The sequence below is a fragment of the Pseudoalteromonas sp. TAP-3C genome (genome assembly GCF_059888565.1).
Map to the genome: position 1 here is coordinate 566229 of NZ_JCBFEM010000002.1, position 15929 is coordinate 582157.

Here is a 15929-nt window from a genome sequence, read left to right on the forward strand (position 1 = left end):
TTATGTAACTCTATATCAAAATTTTTAAGTTTTTGATCTCATACCTACTATTAATACGTTTTTGTTGTAAACTAAAACTATAAAGAAATAAATGATAATGGTGTGTAGGTGTCTAAAAGCTCCAATACGGTGGAACACAAACTAAAACAAGCTATCGATAGCAGAAAAGTAATTGAAAGTGCGCGTAAACACCAGGTGGATACCCTTTCAAACTTTGCCGCTAAATTATCCTTAAGCTGCAAAGGGCTCGATATTGAGCTTGATAACCGCTTGGCAAAATTTCGAAGCGCGTTAAATAAAGGAATGGGCTTTGAATACTTCTCTCCTTTGGTCGATGACATTTTAGCTTTGCTAAAAAACCAAGAAGCGATTCAGCTCAGTCAACAACGCGACCTTTTAACCAGCGTACAAAGTGCCGGTAAACAACTACAACAAACTAAAGGCCTGCCGGATGAGACCCGCAGAACGTTGCGCCACTTGCTTGATAACGAACTAGAAAATATACAATCAGTGCATGGGTATATTCCTGTATTAAACCAACTAATCACCTTTTATCACCACGCTTTAATTGCTAAAAGCACGCATACCTTTGAACCTATCAATCTAAATCCCCTGACTGAAAAGCTGTTTAGTCTAGTCAGTGAGTTAGTACTTGAAGAAAAAGCAAACGAAGCCCTGTGTTTAATAAAAAAACGGATTGCTAAAAATAAAGCGGTTGATCAGCTGCTTGACGCTGCAATAGACGTTATTACATTGATTGTTCAAAGCATTCACGTTGAGCGTGAGTCGGCGCAGAGCTTTTTAGCCTCTTTAAACCAAACACTTGAAGAGCTACATCGCTCGTTGGTCTCAACCAGTGAACATTCTGAGTCGATGAATATTGAGTTTGAGTCAATTAATCAGCGAATTAGTGCCAAACTGACAAACCTCAACACCCAAACCAAAAATGCCACATCGATTACAGTGTTAAAACAGCTGGTTGAAAATGAGCTGCGCTCATTAAGTGAAGATATACTCGAAAAAGAAAAGCTTGAACAAAAAGACCGCAAAATGTTAATTGCCAATTTTGCGCAAATAAACGAGAGAATTAACAATTTAGAAACTAAAGTATGTGACTATAAAAAACGTTTAAATGAGCAGCGCGCTAAAAGCTTACTCGATAGCCTTACAAAACTCCCAAACCGCGCTGCCTTTGATGAGCGTTACAATTACGAAATTAATTTATTTAACGCGCAACCCTCAGACATTACTTTAGCCGTTATTGACGTTGACCATTTTAAATCGATTAACGATCGGTTTGGCCACACCGCAGGTGACATAACGTTGCAAGTGATTGCCAAAGCGTTGCAAAAGGCCGTAAGGCAAACAGATTTTATTGCCCGCTATGGTGGCGAAGAATTTGTGCTGTTAATGCCGCGCACTTCCCTTGATAATGCAAACGATCACCTCAATAGAGTAAGGCAGTCGATTAAAAAGATCCCATTTAAATTTAAAGACAAACAAATTGAAATCACAGTGTCACTAGGTGCCACCCAATTTAAACAGGGCGATACACCCATAAAAGCGTTTGATAGAGCCGATGAAGCTCTATACGATGCTAAAAACTCAGGCCGGGACCGTCTGTGTATTAGTAAATAGTGTTATGCATTTTACCTTTGAGTATAGAGCATAAAAACGTAGTAAATTTACCCCAGAAGTATCAAGGAGAATGTCCATGCTAATACAGTTAAATCCAACTGGCGTATTAGATTTATTATCGCAGCTAGAAGTAGACCTACTTGAGCAATCATCAACAAGTGAACGTTATAGACTATTTAGAAATTGCGTGTTAGCGGTGCTGAACGTCGGCAGTCATACTGATGTAAGTAGTGATATATATGATAAATATAAAGATTTTGATATTCGCTTGGTAAGCCGTGAACGCGGTATAAAAATTGAGTTAGAAAACCCTCCACAAACAGCCTTTGTTGATGGCCATATTGTAACGGGCATACACGAGCATATATTCTCGGTCATTCGCGATATTTTGTTTATTTGCCAAAAGTATGAAAAAAACCTTCAAGAAACCAAAGCGATTACCCACATGGTTTTTGACATGCTTAGAAATGCAGAAGCGCTTAAAGTAAATAGTGAACCTAACATGATTGTATGCTGGGGTGGCCATTCTATTAATGAGGGAGAGTATAAATACACCAAACAAGTCGGTTATGAGCTTGGCTTACGTGGACTGAACATTTGCACCGGTTGTGGCCCTGGTGCAATGAAAGGCCCGATGAAAGGCGCTACTATCGGCCATGCCAAGCAGCGTATTAAAAACAATCGTTACCTAGGCCTCACTGAGCCCAGTATTATCGCTGCTGAACCCCCTAACCCGATTGTAAATGAACTGGTTATTTTACCCGACATCGAAAAGCGTTTAGAGGCGTTTGTTCGCACTGCGCATGCGATTATTATTTTCCCCGGAGGGGCAGGCACAGCAGAAGAATTACTGTATTTATTGGGTATTTTGTTACACCCTGACAACGAAAAACAATGCTTACCTGTTATTCTTACTGGCCCTAAACAAAGCAAAGCCTACTTTGAAGAGTTATGTCAATTTATTCAGATGACCTTGGGGGATGTAGCGCTGAATAAATTTGAAGTCATTATTGATAACCCACAATTAGTGAGTCAAAAGCTTAAATCGGCCATGAATGGTGTTCGTGATTACCGCAAAAGCCAAGGCGATGCGTATTATTTTAATTGGACATTAAAAATAGAAAATGATTTTCAACAGCCTTTTTATCCCTCTCATGACGCCATGGCATCGCTGGATTTACATCTTGATCAACCCAAACAACAGCTGGCAGCTAATTTACGCCGTGCGTTTTCGGGAATAGTGGCGGGAAATGTAAAAGAGGAAGGTTTAAGTGCCATTAAAAAACACGGTCCTTATGTACTTAGTGGCGAACCTGATCTAATGAAAGCCATGGACACACTTTTACAAGCGTTTGTAGAACAAGGTAGAATGAAGCTTCCTGGTAGTAAGTATATTCCTTGTTATACAATAAAAGCGTGAGTTTATAATTGAATCCTCATTTACTCCTTATTGATGCGCTTAATTTAATTAGGCGCATTTATGCTGTTGATGCTAACCAAACGCATCACAGCGACGAACACATGTTAAAAGCATGCTGCGCTCGAGTAGCGCAGGCCTGCAAAAAGCTCTTAACAACCACCAATGCAACTCATGCAATTGCGGTATTCGATGGCGATAAAAGCTGGCGCTATCACTTTTACAAAGACTATAAGCACTCTCGAACGCCTATGCCTGACACCTTAAAAGAAGCATTGCCACAGTTTAAAGCCGCCATTGAAGAAACGGGTATTGTGGTATTTGAACCGACTAACGATGAGGCTGATGATATTATTGCGACACTCGCCCACAAAGCGGCTAACAATCAAATAAGTAATACAATAGTATCAACCGATAAAGGCTTTTTACCGCACTTAAGTGAGTATATTAACGTTTACGATTACTTTAAAAAGTATCACCTCACCGAGCAACATATTCAAGAGCGCTTTGCTGTGGCTCAGCACAAACTAGTGGACTTTTGGGCGTTAGCGGGAGATAAAACTAATGATATTCCTGGTGTAAAAGGCATTGGTATAAAGTCAGCGCAGCAATTAGTGAATAAGTACAATACACTAGAAGAGGCGTTAAATGATGAATTATTAAGTGCACGACTACAAAAAAAGCTCGCTGATGATATGGATATGTTTGTTATCTCTAAACAATTGGTGAGTTTGCGTACAGATATACATTTAGGCTTTAGTTTAAAGCAACTAAGGCTTAATTAGTCGCAAGTTAATAGCACTGATCAGATGCAATACGTATACTAACGCAAGTTTTTTTGGTCTGGGTAGGCAATGTTTAAAAAGTTTTTTAGGTATTTAATATTAGGATTGGGATTATATGCACTGATAGCCACATCGGTTATTATGTTTTATAAAGACGATCCACAAGCTATGATTTGGCAAGACCGGGAAGCATTCAATAAACGCTACATAGAAAAATTGCGTTTAGAAGATGCCTTTACGCTAAACGATGTGCTTGAATATTTAGGTAGCCCCGATCTCACCTATGCTAAACGTGATGGCGAGCAAGTGTGGCAAGTGATTTTTTATCGTACCCAGCATAAAACCTCTGATGGTATTACAACGATGGATGAATGCACTGGATTATTATTTAAAAACGGTCAGTTAGTCATGTGGGGCCCAAGTGCTTATGAAAAATACCTTGAGCACAGTGATGGAAAAATTTAATGCAAGCGCCACTGTCGGGTAAACTAAATAAGCTACTCGAAAGCACCCAATTGCTTTTAGGCGCCTATAATAACAAAAGTCAGTGGCATACAGTTTATCCTCTTGTTTGTAAGCTTTCAGAGCAGTACGCAAAATTATACAAACACAATCCAGCGGCGCTACAAGCTCAGCTTAATCTGTATAAAACACATTATAGTTACGCCACTAATTTAGTGGTTAATCAGTGTGTTTTAACCTGTGCATTGTGTAGCAGCCAAAACTATGACGAACACCTAACAGAGCTTTATATTAGTGCCTCGTTGGTAGAGCACCTTTGTGTTGCTAACCAGCTAAATAAATTAGCTCAGCGGCAAATATTTAACGAAACCGATACTAAAATGTGGCAGTTACGCCATAAACTCGCTGCAAAAGTACTATTAACAGCGCAACAGAGCGCAAATCAAATTGCGCATATATTAGCTAAGCTCAGTAAATACAAACACGCATTATTAGATAAGCCTAAAATAATGCTTTATGACGGTGCTAGTGTGCTTATTGCTTTAGCTAATATTTTAGCGCTAAATATCACCTATAGTACTAAACAACCAATTAACTTATACAAAGCGGTGGCTGAATTATACTTAAGAACACCAAATTCATTTGCGCAAACATTGTTAAAAAAGTTAGTAGCACACGTAGGGGAATATCTACCTGGCAGCCAAGTAATATATGCAAACCAAACTATGGTGTATCTGGCCACAGATACTGCAGGTCGACATATTATTGTTAATAACGGCGACACTAAAATGGCTTGGTATCGTGTAAAAGCATCATTAGAAGATACAGCTGCTGCTTGGGAGTGTAATGATAACCGCCTATATTTAAAAGTATGGGACAGTGAACACCTCAATATTGGGCATAGTGAACACTCTGATCAAATGCCTTTGTATCAATTAATAAAACAAATAAAAACTCAAAAAGAATACAGCTTTAAAGCGTTAAATACCTTGCTTACCCCCTATCCTGGGGTTATAAAATCAGTGTGTTTGGCAGTAAAACACTATAATAAAGAAGGCTTACCTGCTAAAGATTTAAGACATAGCTTATCTATGGTCGGTTACGATAAAGCACCGGCTATTATTCAGGGCGTAATGTTTGAGCAATTAGTAAATAGCATTGCTCATCCTTTACATGCCTTTGTATGCACCCGCATAGACTGTTTAGTTAAAATTTTAGCACTATTAGTAAAATATAATACACATATACAAATCGAACGTATTAGCGTCAGCCTATATGCGTATTTATATTATGTATTGATACATCACAGTACTGAGATTTCTAGAAAAATTACGGTTGCTAAAATGCCAAATCAATCATTAGATATGCCATTTAGTATTTTTTTAGGTGTGAATAAGGTTGATGCCCCGCATTTAAATAGTGAACTTAACGAATTACTCAGTGATGACCCTTGGACGTTGGCTTTGTTAAATGCAGAGCAGTTATCTAAAAAACGACTTGGTAACGCTGATAAACTATGGACAGCATTAAAAGTTGTTGCCCAGCATGTACTTAAACCACAGCAAACATTAACTGCATGGCAACAACAAGTATTAAATCAGCAGCTCGCCTTTCATGGCTGGGAAAATGAAGCAGATTTTTTTCAATCTTTGCAACAATTAGGCTTGCACGATAGTATTTAGCTAACTTATTGTGGCTATAAATAAAATCTATACCCTGTATTAACCGTATAAACTGGCAAAATGTTCGATAAATTGATATAAATGCCGACTTAGATTTAGCTCTCCTGTCATGTAAATAGTCTAGACTCTCTCTGAGTACTATTTATTTATATGTGTATCCAACTCTTTAAAGGAAAAGTTCATGGCCAAACAAACCATAACAGTGATCAAAGGCGACGGCATTGGCCCAAGCATTATCGACTCAGCACTTGAAATACTAAAAGCCGCAGGATGCGATTTTGATTATGAATTTGTTGACGCTGGCCTAGCGGCGCTTGAAAAAACAGGCGAATTGCTTCCACAAGAAACAATTGACACCATAGCTAAAAATAAAATAACCTTAAAAGGTCCATTAACAACGCCTGTAGGCGAAGGTTTTACCTCAATTAATGTAACGCTTCGTAAGCAATTTGGTTTATATGCCAATGTACGTCCAGTTAAGTCGTTTGCCGGCACTAAAGCACGCTACGACGATATTGATATCATTACAATTCGTGAAAATACCCAAGGTATGTATTCAGGTGCGGGTCAAATAGTATCTGAAGATGGCACTGAAGCTGAAGCAAAATCAGTTATTACTCGCGAAGGCGCAGAAAAAATCGTTACCTTTGCATACGAGCTGGCTGTACGTGAAGGCCGTAAAAAAGTAACCGCAGTACATAAAGCCAATATTTTAAAATCAACATCGGGTTTATTTTTAAAAGTAGCCCGTGAAGTCGCTGAGCGTTACCCAGAAATTGAATTAACAGAAATGATTGTTGATGCAACCTGTATGAAACTAGTCATGACCCCTGAAGAGTTTGACGTTATTGTTACAACTAATCTGTTCGGCGATATTTTATCTGATTTATGTGCTGGTTTAGTCGGTGGTTTAGGCATGGCTCCTGGTGCTAACATTGGTGAAGATACTGCTATTTTTGAAGCTGTTCACGGCAGTGCACCTGATATTGCCGGTAAAAACCTTGCCAACCCAACGTCAGTTATTTTAGCGTCTATTCAAATGCTGGAGCACTTGAAAATGGGTGACACAGCTGAGCGTATTCGCAGCGCTGTTGCTGATGTTATTAAATCAGGCGATCGTACTACTCGCGATTTAGGCGGGAACCACGGTACAACTGATTTTACTCAGGCAGTTATTGACCGTCTATAATTAATAGTATTGCGTTAACAAGCCAGCATTGCTGGCTTTTTTATCGCTATTAAACGCTATAACTAATAACTCATTGCCAAAAAAGCGATTACTCAAAGAGCACAAGCTGCATAATTTCTTCTTTTAAAGTAAAAAACCCTCTTATCAACTGTACTTTATTACTGAAAAGCATCAAAAAATGAATTTTTAATCCAAAAAATACGCTTTCGGGTTGACATGGGTGTGCAAAAGCCTTAAAACTAACCACATACAAAAATTATAATTTAATAGCATGTTATTTTTAAAGAGCAAAACACCATGAATACACAACTTCGCCTTCTAGTCTTACTCGTACTGGTCTTAGTGATAAGCCCAGCGGGGATGTATTAAAAGGTGAAACATGCTTTTTAAAACCCTCGCACTAGGCGGGGGTTTTTTTTTGCATAAATCAGTCAACAGAGGAATGAGGATGAGTAAACAAGAATATAATGGCTCTGAGTTAGTTGTTAAATCATTAAAAGAGTTAAAGGTTAAATATATATTTGGCTACCCCGGTGGCTCAGTATTAGACCTTTATGATGCACTTTTTCAGCAAGACGATATTGAGCATATTTTAGTACGTCATGAACAAGCTGCTACACATATGGCCGATGGCTATGCAAGGGCAACCGGTGAAGTCGGTGTGGTATTGGCAACTTCAGGACCCGGCGCAACCAACTGTGTAACGGGTATCGCCACCGCCTATATGGACTCTATCCCTATGGTGGTGTTATCAGGCCAAGTACCAACTAACCTCATTGGCGATGATGCGTTTCAAGAAACCGATATAGTGGGTTGCTCTCGCCCTATTGTAAAACATAGCTTTAACTGTCGAAGCCCCATTGAAATTCCAAATATACTTGCCAAAGCTTTTTATATTGCAAGCTCAGGTCGCCCAGGTCCTGTGGTAGTTGAACTACCTAAAGATATGCTTAACCCAGATCTTACTTTTGCTTACCACTTCCCAGCTACAACTGAACTTAGAACCTATAACCCCAACACCAAAGGGCACTCAAAGCAAATTCGTAAAGCCGTTACTGCTATTTTAGAAGCAAAAAAATTAGTCATTTATTCTGGTGGTGGTATTGTGCTTTCAAATACATCGGAGCAACTAACGCACTTAGTCGAATCGCTTAACGCGCCTATCACAAATACTTTAATGGGACTTGGTGGAATATCAGGCATACATCCTAATTTTATTGGTATGCTGGGCATGCATGGCACACTCGAAGCAAATAAAGCGATGGCTAATGCCGATGTTATTTTAGCGCTAGGCGCACGATTTGATGACCGGGTCACTAATAACGTACAAAAATTCTGCCCGAATGCCACTATTGTACATGTAGATGTAGACCCCACATCTATTTCAAAAACCATTAAGGCGCATATTCCCGTTGTTGGTTGTTTAGCCACAGTGCTTGATCAGCTGCAAACTGCTATTGATAAAAGTGCAATTAAAATTGATCGCAGCGCACAAGAAGATTGGTGGCGTCAAGTGATCAGCTGGCGCGAACAAAAGTGTTTAAGCTACAGTAATGAGGGTGACAAAATAAAACCACAAGCCGTTATAGAAGCTATTTATGAGGCCACTAATGGGGATGCTTATGTAAGCTCTGACGTGGGTCAACACCAGATGTTTGCAGCGCAGTATTACCCATTTAAACACCCGCGCCAGTGGATCAACTCAGGAGGCCTTGGCACAATGGGTTTTGGCTTGCCTGCGGCCATGGGCGTTAAGCTGGCGTTTCCTGATAAAGAATCGCTATGTGTCACTGGCGACGGCTCTATTCAAATGAACATTCAAGAACTATCAACGTGTTTGCAATATAACTTAGCGGTAAAAGTGATTTCACTAAATAATCGCTCATTAGGTATGGTTAGACAATGGCAAGACATGATTTATGGAGGCAGACACTCATCGTCTTATATGGAGTCACTGCCTGACTTTGTAAAACTTGTCGAAAGCTATGGTCACGTGGGTATTAGAGTAAATACACTTGATGAGCTACAACCAGCAATAGCCAAAGCAATGTCCATAACCGATAGATTAGTGTTTTTAGATATTTTAGTAGATGAAAAAGAACATGTTTATCCAATGCAGATTAAGCTTGGAGGCATAGATGAGATGTGGTTAAGAAAAGGAGTAAAAGCATAATGCGTCGTATATTATCTATTTTATTAGAAAATGAACCCGGTGCGTTATCGCGTATAGTGGGGCTGTTTTCTCAACGTGCATACAATATTGATAGTTTAACTGTGGGGACAACCGATGATGAATCACTCTCTCGTATTACCATCACCACTAAAGGTGATGATAGGATTGTTGAGCAAATAACAAAACAAGTTAACAAACTCGTTGATGTGCTTAAAGTAATCGATTTAACCGACATGAGTCACATAGAGCGTGAACTGTTATTAGTTAAAGTTTTTGCTAAAGATGAAGCCACGCGAGCCGCAGTGACTCGAGTAGTTGATGTATTTCAAGGTGCTATTTTAGATATGGGGCGTCAAAGTTACAGCCTACAACTGGTAAGCAGCACTGATAAGATAGAGTCATTTTTAGATACTTTACGCCATGAAACTGATGTTATAGAGGTAGTACGTTCAGGTGCGGTTGGCATTGGCCGAGGAGATAAGGCACTAAGAGCTTAGTTGTAACAAAAATGACAAAGGGGCTTGTTTAGCCCCTTTGTTATTTTTAATAGAATAAACGTTATTGGTTTACTTGATCTTTTAAACCTTTACCTGGTTTAAAGCTTGGGATAGTCGCTGCTGAAATTTGAATTTCTGCACCCGTTTGTGGGTTACGACCAGTACGTGCAGCACGTTCTTTAACTGAAAACGTACCAAAACCAACTAATGCAACAGAATTGCCTTCTTTTAGTGAAGACGTTACCGCGCCCGTGAATGCATCAAGTGCACGCGTGGCAGCCGCTTTAGAGATTTCTGCGTCAGTAGAGATTTTTTCGACTAGTTGAGCTTTGTTCATTATTAGATTCCTATTCATTATTATTTTGCCTTCGCGAGACCTATCTTTATGCATTTTTGAAGAGTTAGCAACAGCAAATTACGTTTTTTATCTAAAATACTAAAAAAAGAGTAAAATTATAATAATTCAGTGTAAAATTCAGCAAGTTAAGTTAACAAAGACTTAATTTAAGCACAATTTCAGTGCAACTTTGCTCAGCTCACTCTGTTTTTTCTATGACTAAGGTTACTTGCCCGACCTCTACACCAAACTTAACTATTGAGGTTCGGTTTATCAAGCGTGTATCTGTTACTAGGTACATCCAATCGTCAAAATGTACTTCAAAAGTGCTGCCATCGTAAGGTATCTCAACATTATATTTCCAATGAAATACACTGCCGTCACTTTTACCTGTCGCTGTACCTAGGACATCAGAGGCTGTTCCTGTTAAAGTATTATCGTCATTTAAAACGATTTTCCAAATACGTTTTTGGGTCTCGCCGTCATCATAAACAAAGTCCTCTTCAATCGTCCCTTGATTGCCATCCCAGGTGGCACTCAAATCTACAACAAGCTTACGGGTTAGCTCCCCTTTATAGTCCTGTACAACGCCATAGGCTTTTAAATCACCGCTAAAAAAGCGCTTAAAATCAAAATTTGGTTCTGAGCCTTTGTAATGTTCAACATGAGGCGCTGAGCAGCTGGCAATAAAGAAACTTAAAGCCAATAGCATGGCTACTTGAATGCGTTTTAAATTAATCATATTAAATCCCTAGTAGTTGATTTCTTATCGATGGTTCTGAGGTATTTTCACTTAGCCAAATAGCTAAGAAGTCCTCGGCAAACGTGTCATCTTCAATGCGACCTATTTGGTTATCATTGTGAAAAAAAGTACTGTGCCCTTGCTCATCTGTCAGTAAAGTTAACGACTCACCTTTTTTGATGTCTGGCCATATTGCCAATAATTTGTCAGCATAACGTGCTGTTAATTGCGGTTTGCCTAAATGTTGCCATTGTTCATTGGTTGCTTTTACAATGTCTTTAGCATCAAAATCACGCAAATAGGTTAATTTAAATTTAACTGGGGCTTGGTTAGCAGTGTAAGAACCAGTAGGAGTATAAAGCGTTGCGTCATAAACATCCCAAAACAGATACTCCATTCGCGCTTCACCGACCTTGTTAAACTGAGTATCGGCAAAAGCCGTATTAATCGATACAACGTAAATCAGTAATAAATAGAAAAATGATGTTTTCATGATTATCTCCAAACATTAATGTCATTTTATTAATGTTTTAAAAAAGTGCCTATTTTGCTATTTAAAAACAAAATTAAAGTAAATGTGGCAGCCCATAGAGCGCCGTACAATGGCCAAAATTGCCACAGTGGCAATCCTAAATCTAGCACTTCAAACCGCGAACCCGCCCAGTAACTGCCCGGAGCAAATGCTAAGCACACAATAAACGCTTGCCAACGTTTAAGCGTAGTTAAAAACGACATAGACGTATTTATACACAGTAGTAATGCCATCCATAAAAGCACTAACCAATAGGGAAATGGGTCTACCTTAAATTCAAATAAGCCTAACTGAACTGCAATAAATTCAGTGAATAACGCAAGCGGTAAACATATTAGAACTAATAATACATCCTGCTTTTTTTGTGCCGATAGGTAAAACATAATAGCTATCACAATAGCAGAATAAGCCAGTGAATTTTGCTCAAGTAGCAGGCACAAAAACCACACTACTTGAAACAACACAAAGTTAATAAGCGAGTGCAATTTCATCATTACTACTCGTAAAGCGGGGTTTGCGTGCCATTAAATGTACCGTACTGGTTACACGCGTTCTAAATGCGCCCTCGCAATAAGCAAGATAAAATAACCATAAGCGATAAAAACGCTCATCAAACTTATTACTGTCTAAATTTGGCCAACTTGCCATAAAGCGCTCTCGCCAATCGGCCAGCGTTCGTGCGTAGTGAGCACCAATATCATTAACCGTATGAATATTCATATCGGTGTTATTTTTAATCTGCTCACTCATTTCGTTCAATGAAGGTAGGCAACCACCAGGAAATATATATTGTTGGATAAAGTCTGAATTTTTTAAGTAATGCTTGTATCGCTGATCACCAATGGTAATGGCTTGAATTAACATTGCACCGTCTTCTTTTAACAGCTGACCACATTTTGTGAAAAAACTGGGTAAGTATTCATGGCCCACCGCCTCTATCATTTCAATTGATACCAGCTTATCGTACTTACCGGTTAGTAATCGGTAGTCTTGCTTAAGCAGAGTGATTTTATCTTCAAGCCCTAACTCTTTAATTTTATTAGCAACATAGTCATGCTGCTCATCAGAGATGGTTGTTGTCGTTACGTGGCAGTTAAAGTGAGTAGCAGCATAAATTGCGAACGCACCCCAACCTGTGCCTATTTCTATAACTGTGTCACCTTGCTTTAGCTCTACTTGTTCACAAATACGCTGTAACTTATATTGCTGGGCTTGCTCAAGGGTTGCGTCTTTGCTTGGGTACACAGCGGATGAATAAAGCATTTCTTTACTCAAAAAAGATTCGTATAAATCATTACCCAAATCATAATGAGCAACAATATTCTTTTTTGAACCAGCGTGTGAGTTCTTGTTTTTAATGTGATTTATACGGTGAGCAATATTGCTGAAAAAAGCGAACTTCTTTTCAAAGGCATCAAGCTGATCCTGATTAATGGCAAAAATCTCAATGAGGCGTGTAAGGTTATCACACTGCCATTGCCCTAAAATATATGATTCACCTGCGCCTATACTCCCTGAAAGCGCAAACGCTTTGTACATTGCGGTATCATTAACAGTAACCGTTACTTTATACTCTGAGGAGGTGTCACCAAACACTGATTTTTGGTCATCATCAATTAGCACTATTTGACCAGTTTCAATTGACGAAAATGCTTTAAACACTAACTTTTTATACACGTTAGTAAACCAACTGGTGCGCTCTTGGCAACGTAAACCTGATACTTTTTCCATACACTGACCTATATTATTGTTATTACTTATTTAACAACATAAATTAATAAATTTTATGCTCTACCTGAATGACCCAAAAAAGGAACTTTTTTAATAAAAAGTTTGAATGCCTGATAATATATACCTTTAAAAATAGACCACGTCATCGCCGGAAAACGTTTAAACAAGCTGTTTATTTGTGCACGAGATAAAACTTGTCGTTTTAATCTTAATGACGCATCAAACAGCAACGTCTCTTGGCGTTTATTTTCTATACGTATCAGGATATTGTCTTTGCTTTGTCGAACTGTCCAATGGTAGTTCATATCCAAATCTAAAAACGGTGATACGGAAAACACTTTCTTAAAGTTCACTTTTTTTTGTAATGGTACTAAGTAATAGTGGCATTCATTCCATGGTGTGTTACTCACCTCAGCAATAATATAACTAAATTTATTATCTTGATGGCCAAAAAAATAAAAATTTACTGGGCTAAAGTAAACCCCAAAACAGCGCAACTGCCCTAGCATGTAAACATGACTAAATTTTTCTTCTATACCGAGCGCAACTAATTGAGCGTGGGCACGCTCACTAATTGGCTGATGCAAAACATCTGAAAGTCCTTTTAAATAGTCAGATTGCTGAAACTTTAACGCCTTAAACCCTGAGGTACCCAACTGCTTGTGGACGCCGTTGAGTGCTTGAGTATTATTTAAATCAACCCACATCATATAAAGCGGATAACTAAACGCATGATGTTTTACAGCAAAACGGCGATGCTTTACATCGCCTACATACACTGCACTAGTCAAATTCAACTCCAAGTTGTTTGGCAACATCTACAGCACTGCGAACACCGTCTTCATGGAAACCGTTATACCAATACGCACCACAGAAATACGTATTATTTTGTCCGTCAACGGTATTTTTTAGTTGTTGAGCAGCAATAGATGCCCGATTAAACACTGGGTGGTGATAAGTAAACTCTCGTAAAATTTTACTTTGATTAATGCCATCTAAATGATTCAAAGTAACGCAAAACTGTGTATCAGACTCTATCCCTTGCAGTATATTCATTTGATAAGTCACCACGGCCGCTTTGTCAGTATTATTGTTTAGTAAATAATTCCAACTTGCCCATGCCGCTTTTCTATCGGGTAATAATGATTCGTCGGTATGAAGAACAACTGAATTTTCTGTATACGGGATAGCGCCCAGAACGCTAGTTTCTTGCTCGCAAGGATCGCCAAGTAACGCCAAAGCCTGGTCTGAATGACAAGCAAAGATAACTTTATCAAACCGCTGCTGATTTTCATCTGCAAAGGTAATAGTTACCCCCTCGGGATTTCTTGTTACTGATTTAATATCGCTGTTGAGTTTAATTTTGTCAGCAAAACCCGTAATTAATGGGTTTATATACTCTCGAGACCCCCCGGGAATAACATACCACTGCGGGCGGTTAGTAATGTCTAATAAACCATGATTAAAGAAAAACTTCACAAAAAATTCGACACCAACATCTTCCATTTCTTTGATGCTTGAAGACCAAATAGCAGCGCCCATCGGTAAGATATAATGGTATTTAAAAAAATCATTAAAACCGTTTTGTTGTAAAAGCATGCCTAACGATTGCTCAGCATATTTGCCTTTATGATGCAGCTGTTTACACAATTTATTAAAACGCACAATATCGTACAATAGTCGCCAAAACTTAGGTCTTACTATATTGCGTCGTTGGGCAAATAAGCTGCTAAATGTATGGCCGTTATATTCAAACCCCGTTGCTTCGTTGTGAACACTAAAACTCATTTGGGTTGGCTTGCGTTTTATACCTATGCGGTCAAGTAATTTTTCAAAATAGGGATACGTTCTATCATTAAATACAATAAAACCAGTATCAATCGCGTAGTTTATACCACTGTGTTTAACGTCTACTGTTGCTGTGTGGCCACCAATATAATCATTTTTTTCAAATAGTGTGACATCATAATGTTTATGCAGTAAGTGCCCGCACGTTAAACCAGATACGCCAGTCCCAATTATTGCTATTTTTTTCAACGAGTTAATCCTTTTGCAATTTTAAGCCAAAGCGGCAAAGGGAGTATGCGCAATGCTTTTAAAATAAGCGTAAAACGGTAAGGGAAATGAACTTCTTTACGACGTTTACTTACGCCTTTAATTATATAATCAGCTGCTTTTTCAGCCGTAACAGCCATAGGCATAGGAAAATCATTTTTTTCAGTCAGCGGTGTTTTTACAAAACCTGGATGCACAAGGGTCACATCAACATCGGTTAAATCGACTGCAAGGCACTTAGCTAAATAACTGACGCCTGCTTTTGATGCACCATACGCTTCTGAACGTGGCAATGGTAAATAAGTAACACTTGAACTGACAATTACCAGCTGACCACCTGTGACTATTTTGGGTAGAAGTGCCTCTAAGCAATAGCCCATTGATAATAAGTTCACGTTAATAACACGCTCAAATAATGCACTATCAAAATTGCGCGCATCATCAACGTATTCGCAATTACCTGCATTGAGAATAACACGATCAAATTGAGTGAACCCTATTGTCGCTGTTTTGATAGCTTGTAAGTTAGTTGCATCAAATTGACAAGTTTTAATGTTATCGTGTTTAGCAAGCTCAGCAAGCTTTTGAGTATTTCGCCCACACGCTATAACGGTATCACCTTGCTGAGCATATTTTATAGCAAGTTGCTCACCAATACCGGATGTAGCACCTGTAATAAGCGTAATCAT

General features: G+C 38.8%; 16 protein-coding genes. 8 read left to right on the forward strand and 8 right to left on the reverse strand.

What is annotated here, in order from left to right; genetic code table 11:
* Positions 1–108 precede the first annotated feature (108 nt).
* From AC6H44_RS18390 to ilvN, 8 genes are all read left to right on the forward strand, one after another.
* Positions 109–1638, forward strand: coding sequence for a GGDEF domain-containing protein (locus tag AC6H44_RS18390; RefSeq protein WP_500738693.1), 1530 nt, complete (start codon positions 109–111; stop codon positions 1636–1638).
* A 76-nt stretch (positions 1639–1714) separates the two neighbouring features.
* A complete protein-coding gene (ppnN, locus tag AC6H44_RS18395) occupies positions 1715–3058 on the forward strand; it encodes a nucleotide 5'-monophosphate nucleosidase PpnN (RefSeq protein WP_500738694.1) in 1344 nt (447 codons plus the stop codon).
* A gap of 8 nt (positions 3059–3066) precedes the next feature.
* On the forward strand, positions 3067–3840 hold the full coding sequence (gene xni, locus AC6H44_RS18400; RefSeq protein ID WP_500738695.1) for a flap endonuclease Xni: 774 nt from the start codon (positions 3067–3069) through the stop codon (positions 3838–3840).
* A 69-nt stretch (positions 3841–3909) separates the two neighbouring features.
* The gene (locus tag AC6H44_RS18405) at positions 3910–4305 is read left to right on the forward strand and encodes a DUF3192 domain-containing protein (protein WP_500738696.1); all 396 of its coding nucleotides are present in this window, start codon (positions 3910–3912) and stop codon (positions 4303–4305) included.
* Positions 4305–5984 carry a hypothetical protein gene (locus AC6H44_RS18410; RefSeq protein ID WP_500738697.1) on the forward strand — a complete coding sequence of 560 codons (1680 nt, stop codon included), beginning with the start codon at positions 4305–4307 and terminating at the stop codon, positions 5982–5984. Before AC6H44_RS18405 ends, AC6H44_RS18410 begins: the two co-directional genes overlap by 1 nt.
* Before the next feature lie 181 nt (positions 5985–6165).
* Entirely contained in the window at positions 6166–7173 is a 1008-nt protein-coding gene (locus tag AC6H44_RS18415; protein WP_500738698.1) for an isocitrate dehydrogenase, read from the forward strand.
* A gap of 448 nt (positions 7174–7621) precedes the next feature.
* Entirely contained in the window at positions 7622–9346 is a 1725-nt protein-coding gene (locus AC6H44_RS18420; protein ID WP_500738700.1) for an acetolactate synthase 3 large subunit, read from the forward strand.
* Positions 9346–9843, forward strand: coding sequence for an acetolactate synthase small subunit (ilvN, locus tag AC6H44_RS18425; protein WP_500738701.1), 498 nt, complete (start codon positions 9346–9348; stop codon positions 9841–9843). Before AC6H44_RS18420 ends, ilvN begins: the two co-directional genes overlap by 1 nt.
* 61 nt (positions 9844–9904) lie before the next feature.
* Here ilvN and AC6H44_RS18430 read toward each other — a convergent pair whose 3' ends face one another.
* From AC6H44_RS18430 to AC6H44_RS18465, 8 genes are all read right to left on the reverse strand, one after another.
* On the reverse strand, positions 9905–10180 hold the full coding sequence (locus tag AC6H44_RS18430) for an HU family DNA-binding protein (RefSeq protein WP_500738703.1): 276 nt from the start codon (positions 10178–10180) through the stop codon (positions 9905–9907).
* Positions 10181–10379: 199 nt separating this feature from the next.
* Positions 10380–10922, reverse strand: coding sequence for a DUF3833 domain-containing protein (locus AC6H44_RS18435; protein ID WP_500738704.1), 543 nt, complete (start codon positions 10920–10922; stop codon positions 10380–10382).
* Between the two features lies 1 nt (position 10923).
* Entirely contained in the window at positions 10924–11415 is a 492-nt protein-coding gene (locus tag AC6H44_RS18440; protein ID WP_500738706.1) for a chalcone isomerase family protein, read from the reverse strand.
* Between the two features lie 29 nt (positions 11416–11444).
* Positions 11445–11945, reverse strand: a complete 501-nt coding sequence (locus AC6H44_RS18445) for a DUF2878 domain-containing protein (RefSeq protein WP_500739143.1) — start codon at positions 11943–11945, stop codon at positions 11445–11447.
* Positions 11923–13185 (reverse strand): class I SAM-dependent methyltransferase, encoded by a 1263-nt coding sequence (locus tag AC6H44_RS18450; RefSeq protein WP_500738707.1) that lies wholly within the window; start codon positions 13183–13185, stop codon positions 11923–11925. The genes AC6H44_RS18445 and AC6H44_RS18450 overlap by 23 nt, the downstream gene beginning before the upstream one ends.
* 53 nt (positions 13186–13238) lie before the next feature.
* Positions 13239–13976, reverse strand: a complete 738-nt coding sequence (locus tag AC6H44_RS18455; RefSeq protein ID WP_500738708.1) for a DUF1365 domain-containing protein — start codon at positions 13974–13976, stop codon at positions 13239–13241.
* Positions 13969–15222 (reverse strand): NAD(P)/FAD-dependent oxidoreductase, encoded by a 1254-nt coding sequence (locus AC6H44_RS18460; protein WP_500738710.1) that lies wholly within the window; start codon positions 15220–15222, stop codon positions 13969–13971. The genes AC6H44_RS18455 and AC6H44_RS18460 overlap by 8 nt, the downstream gene beginning before the upstream one ends.
* The gene (locus AC6H44_RS18465; RefSeq protein ID WP_500738711.1) at positions 15219–15929 is read right to left on the reverse strand and encodes an SDR family NAD(P)-dependent oxidoreductase; all 711 of its coding nucleotides are present in this window, start codon (positions 15927–15929) and stop codon (positions 15219–15221) included. The genes AC6H44_RS18460 and AC6H44_RS18465 overlap by 4 nt, the downstream gene beginning before the upstream one ends.

Excerpts from the sequence above, each read along its gene's own strand:
- AC6H44_RS18440 (WP_500738706.1), bottom strand. The coding sequence starts at position 11,415 with ATGAAAACATCATTTTTCTATTTATTACTGATTTACGTTGTATCGATT.
- AC6H44_RS18415 (WP_500738698.1), top strand. The coding sequence starts at position 6,166 with ATGGCCAAACAAACCATAACAGTGATCAAAGGCGACGGCATTGGCCCA.
- AC6H44_RS18430 (WP_500738703.1), bottom strand. The coding sequence starts at position 10,180 with ATGAACAAAGCTCAACTAGTCGAAAAAATCTCTACTGACGCAGAAATC.
- AC6H44_RS18445 (WP_500739143.1), bottom strand. The coding sequence starts at position 11,945 with ATGAAATTGCACTCGCTTATTAACTTTGTGTTGTTTCAAGTAGTGTGG.
- AC6H44_RS18405 (WP_500738696.1), top strand. The coding sequence starts at position 3,910 with ATGTTTAAAAAGTTTTTTAGGTATTTAATATTAGGATTGGGATTATAT.
- AC6H44_RS18450 (WP_500738707.1), bottom strand. The coding sequence starts at position 13,185 with ATGGAAAAAGTATCAGGTTTACGTTGCCAAGAGCGCACCAGTTGGTTT.
- ppnN (WP_500738694.1), top strand. The coding sequence starts at position 1,715 with ATGCTAATACAGTTAAATCCAACTGGCGTATTAGATTTATTATCGCAG.
- AC6H44_RS18465 (WP_500738711.1), bottom strand. The coding sequence starts at position 15,929 with ATGATTACGCTTATTACAGGTGCTACATCCGGTATTGGTGAGCAACTT.
- AC6H44_RS18435 (WP_500738704.1), bottom strand. The coding sequence starts at position 10,922 with ATGATTAATTTAAAACGCATTCAAGTAGCCATGCTATTGGCTTTAAGT.
- ilvN (WP_500738701.1), top strand. The coding sequence starts at position 9,346 with ATGCGTCGTATATTATCTATTTTATTAGAAAATGAACCCGGTGCGTTA.
- AC6H44_RS18420 (WP_500738700.1), top strand. The coding sequence starts at position 7,622 with ATGAGTAAACAAGAATATAATGGCTCTGAGTTAGTTGTTAAATCATTA.
- AC6H44_RS18410 (WP_500738697.1), top strand. The coding sequence starts at position 4,305 with ATGCAAGCGCCACTGTCGGGTAAACTAAATAAGCTACTCGAAAGCACC.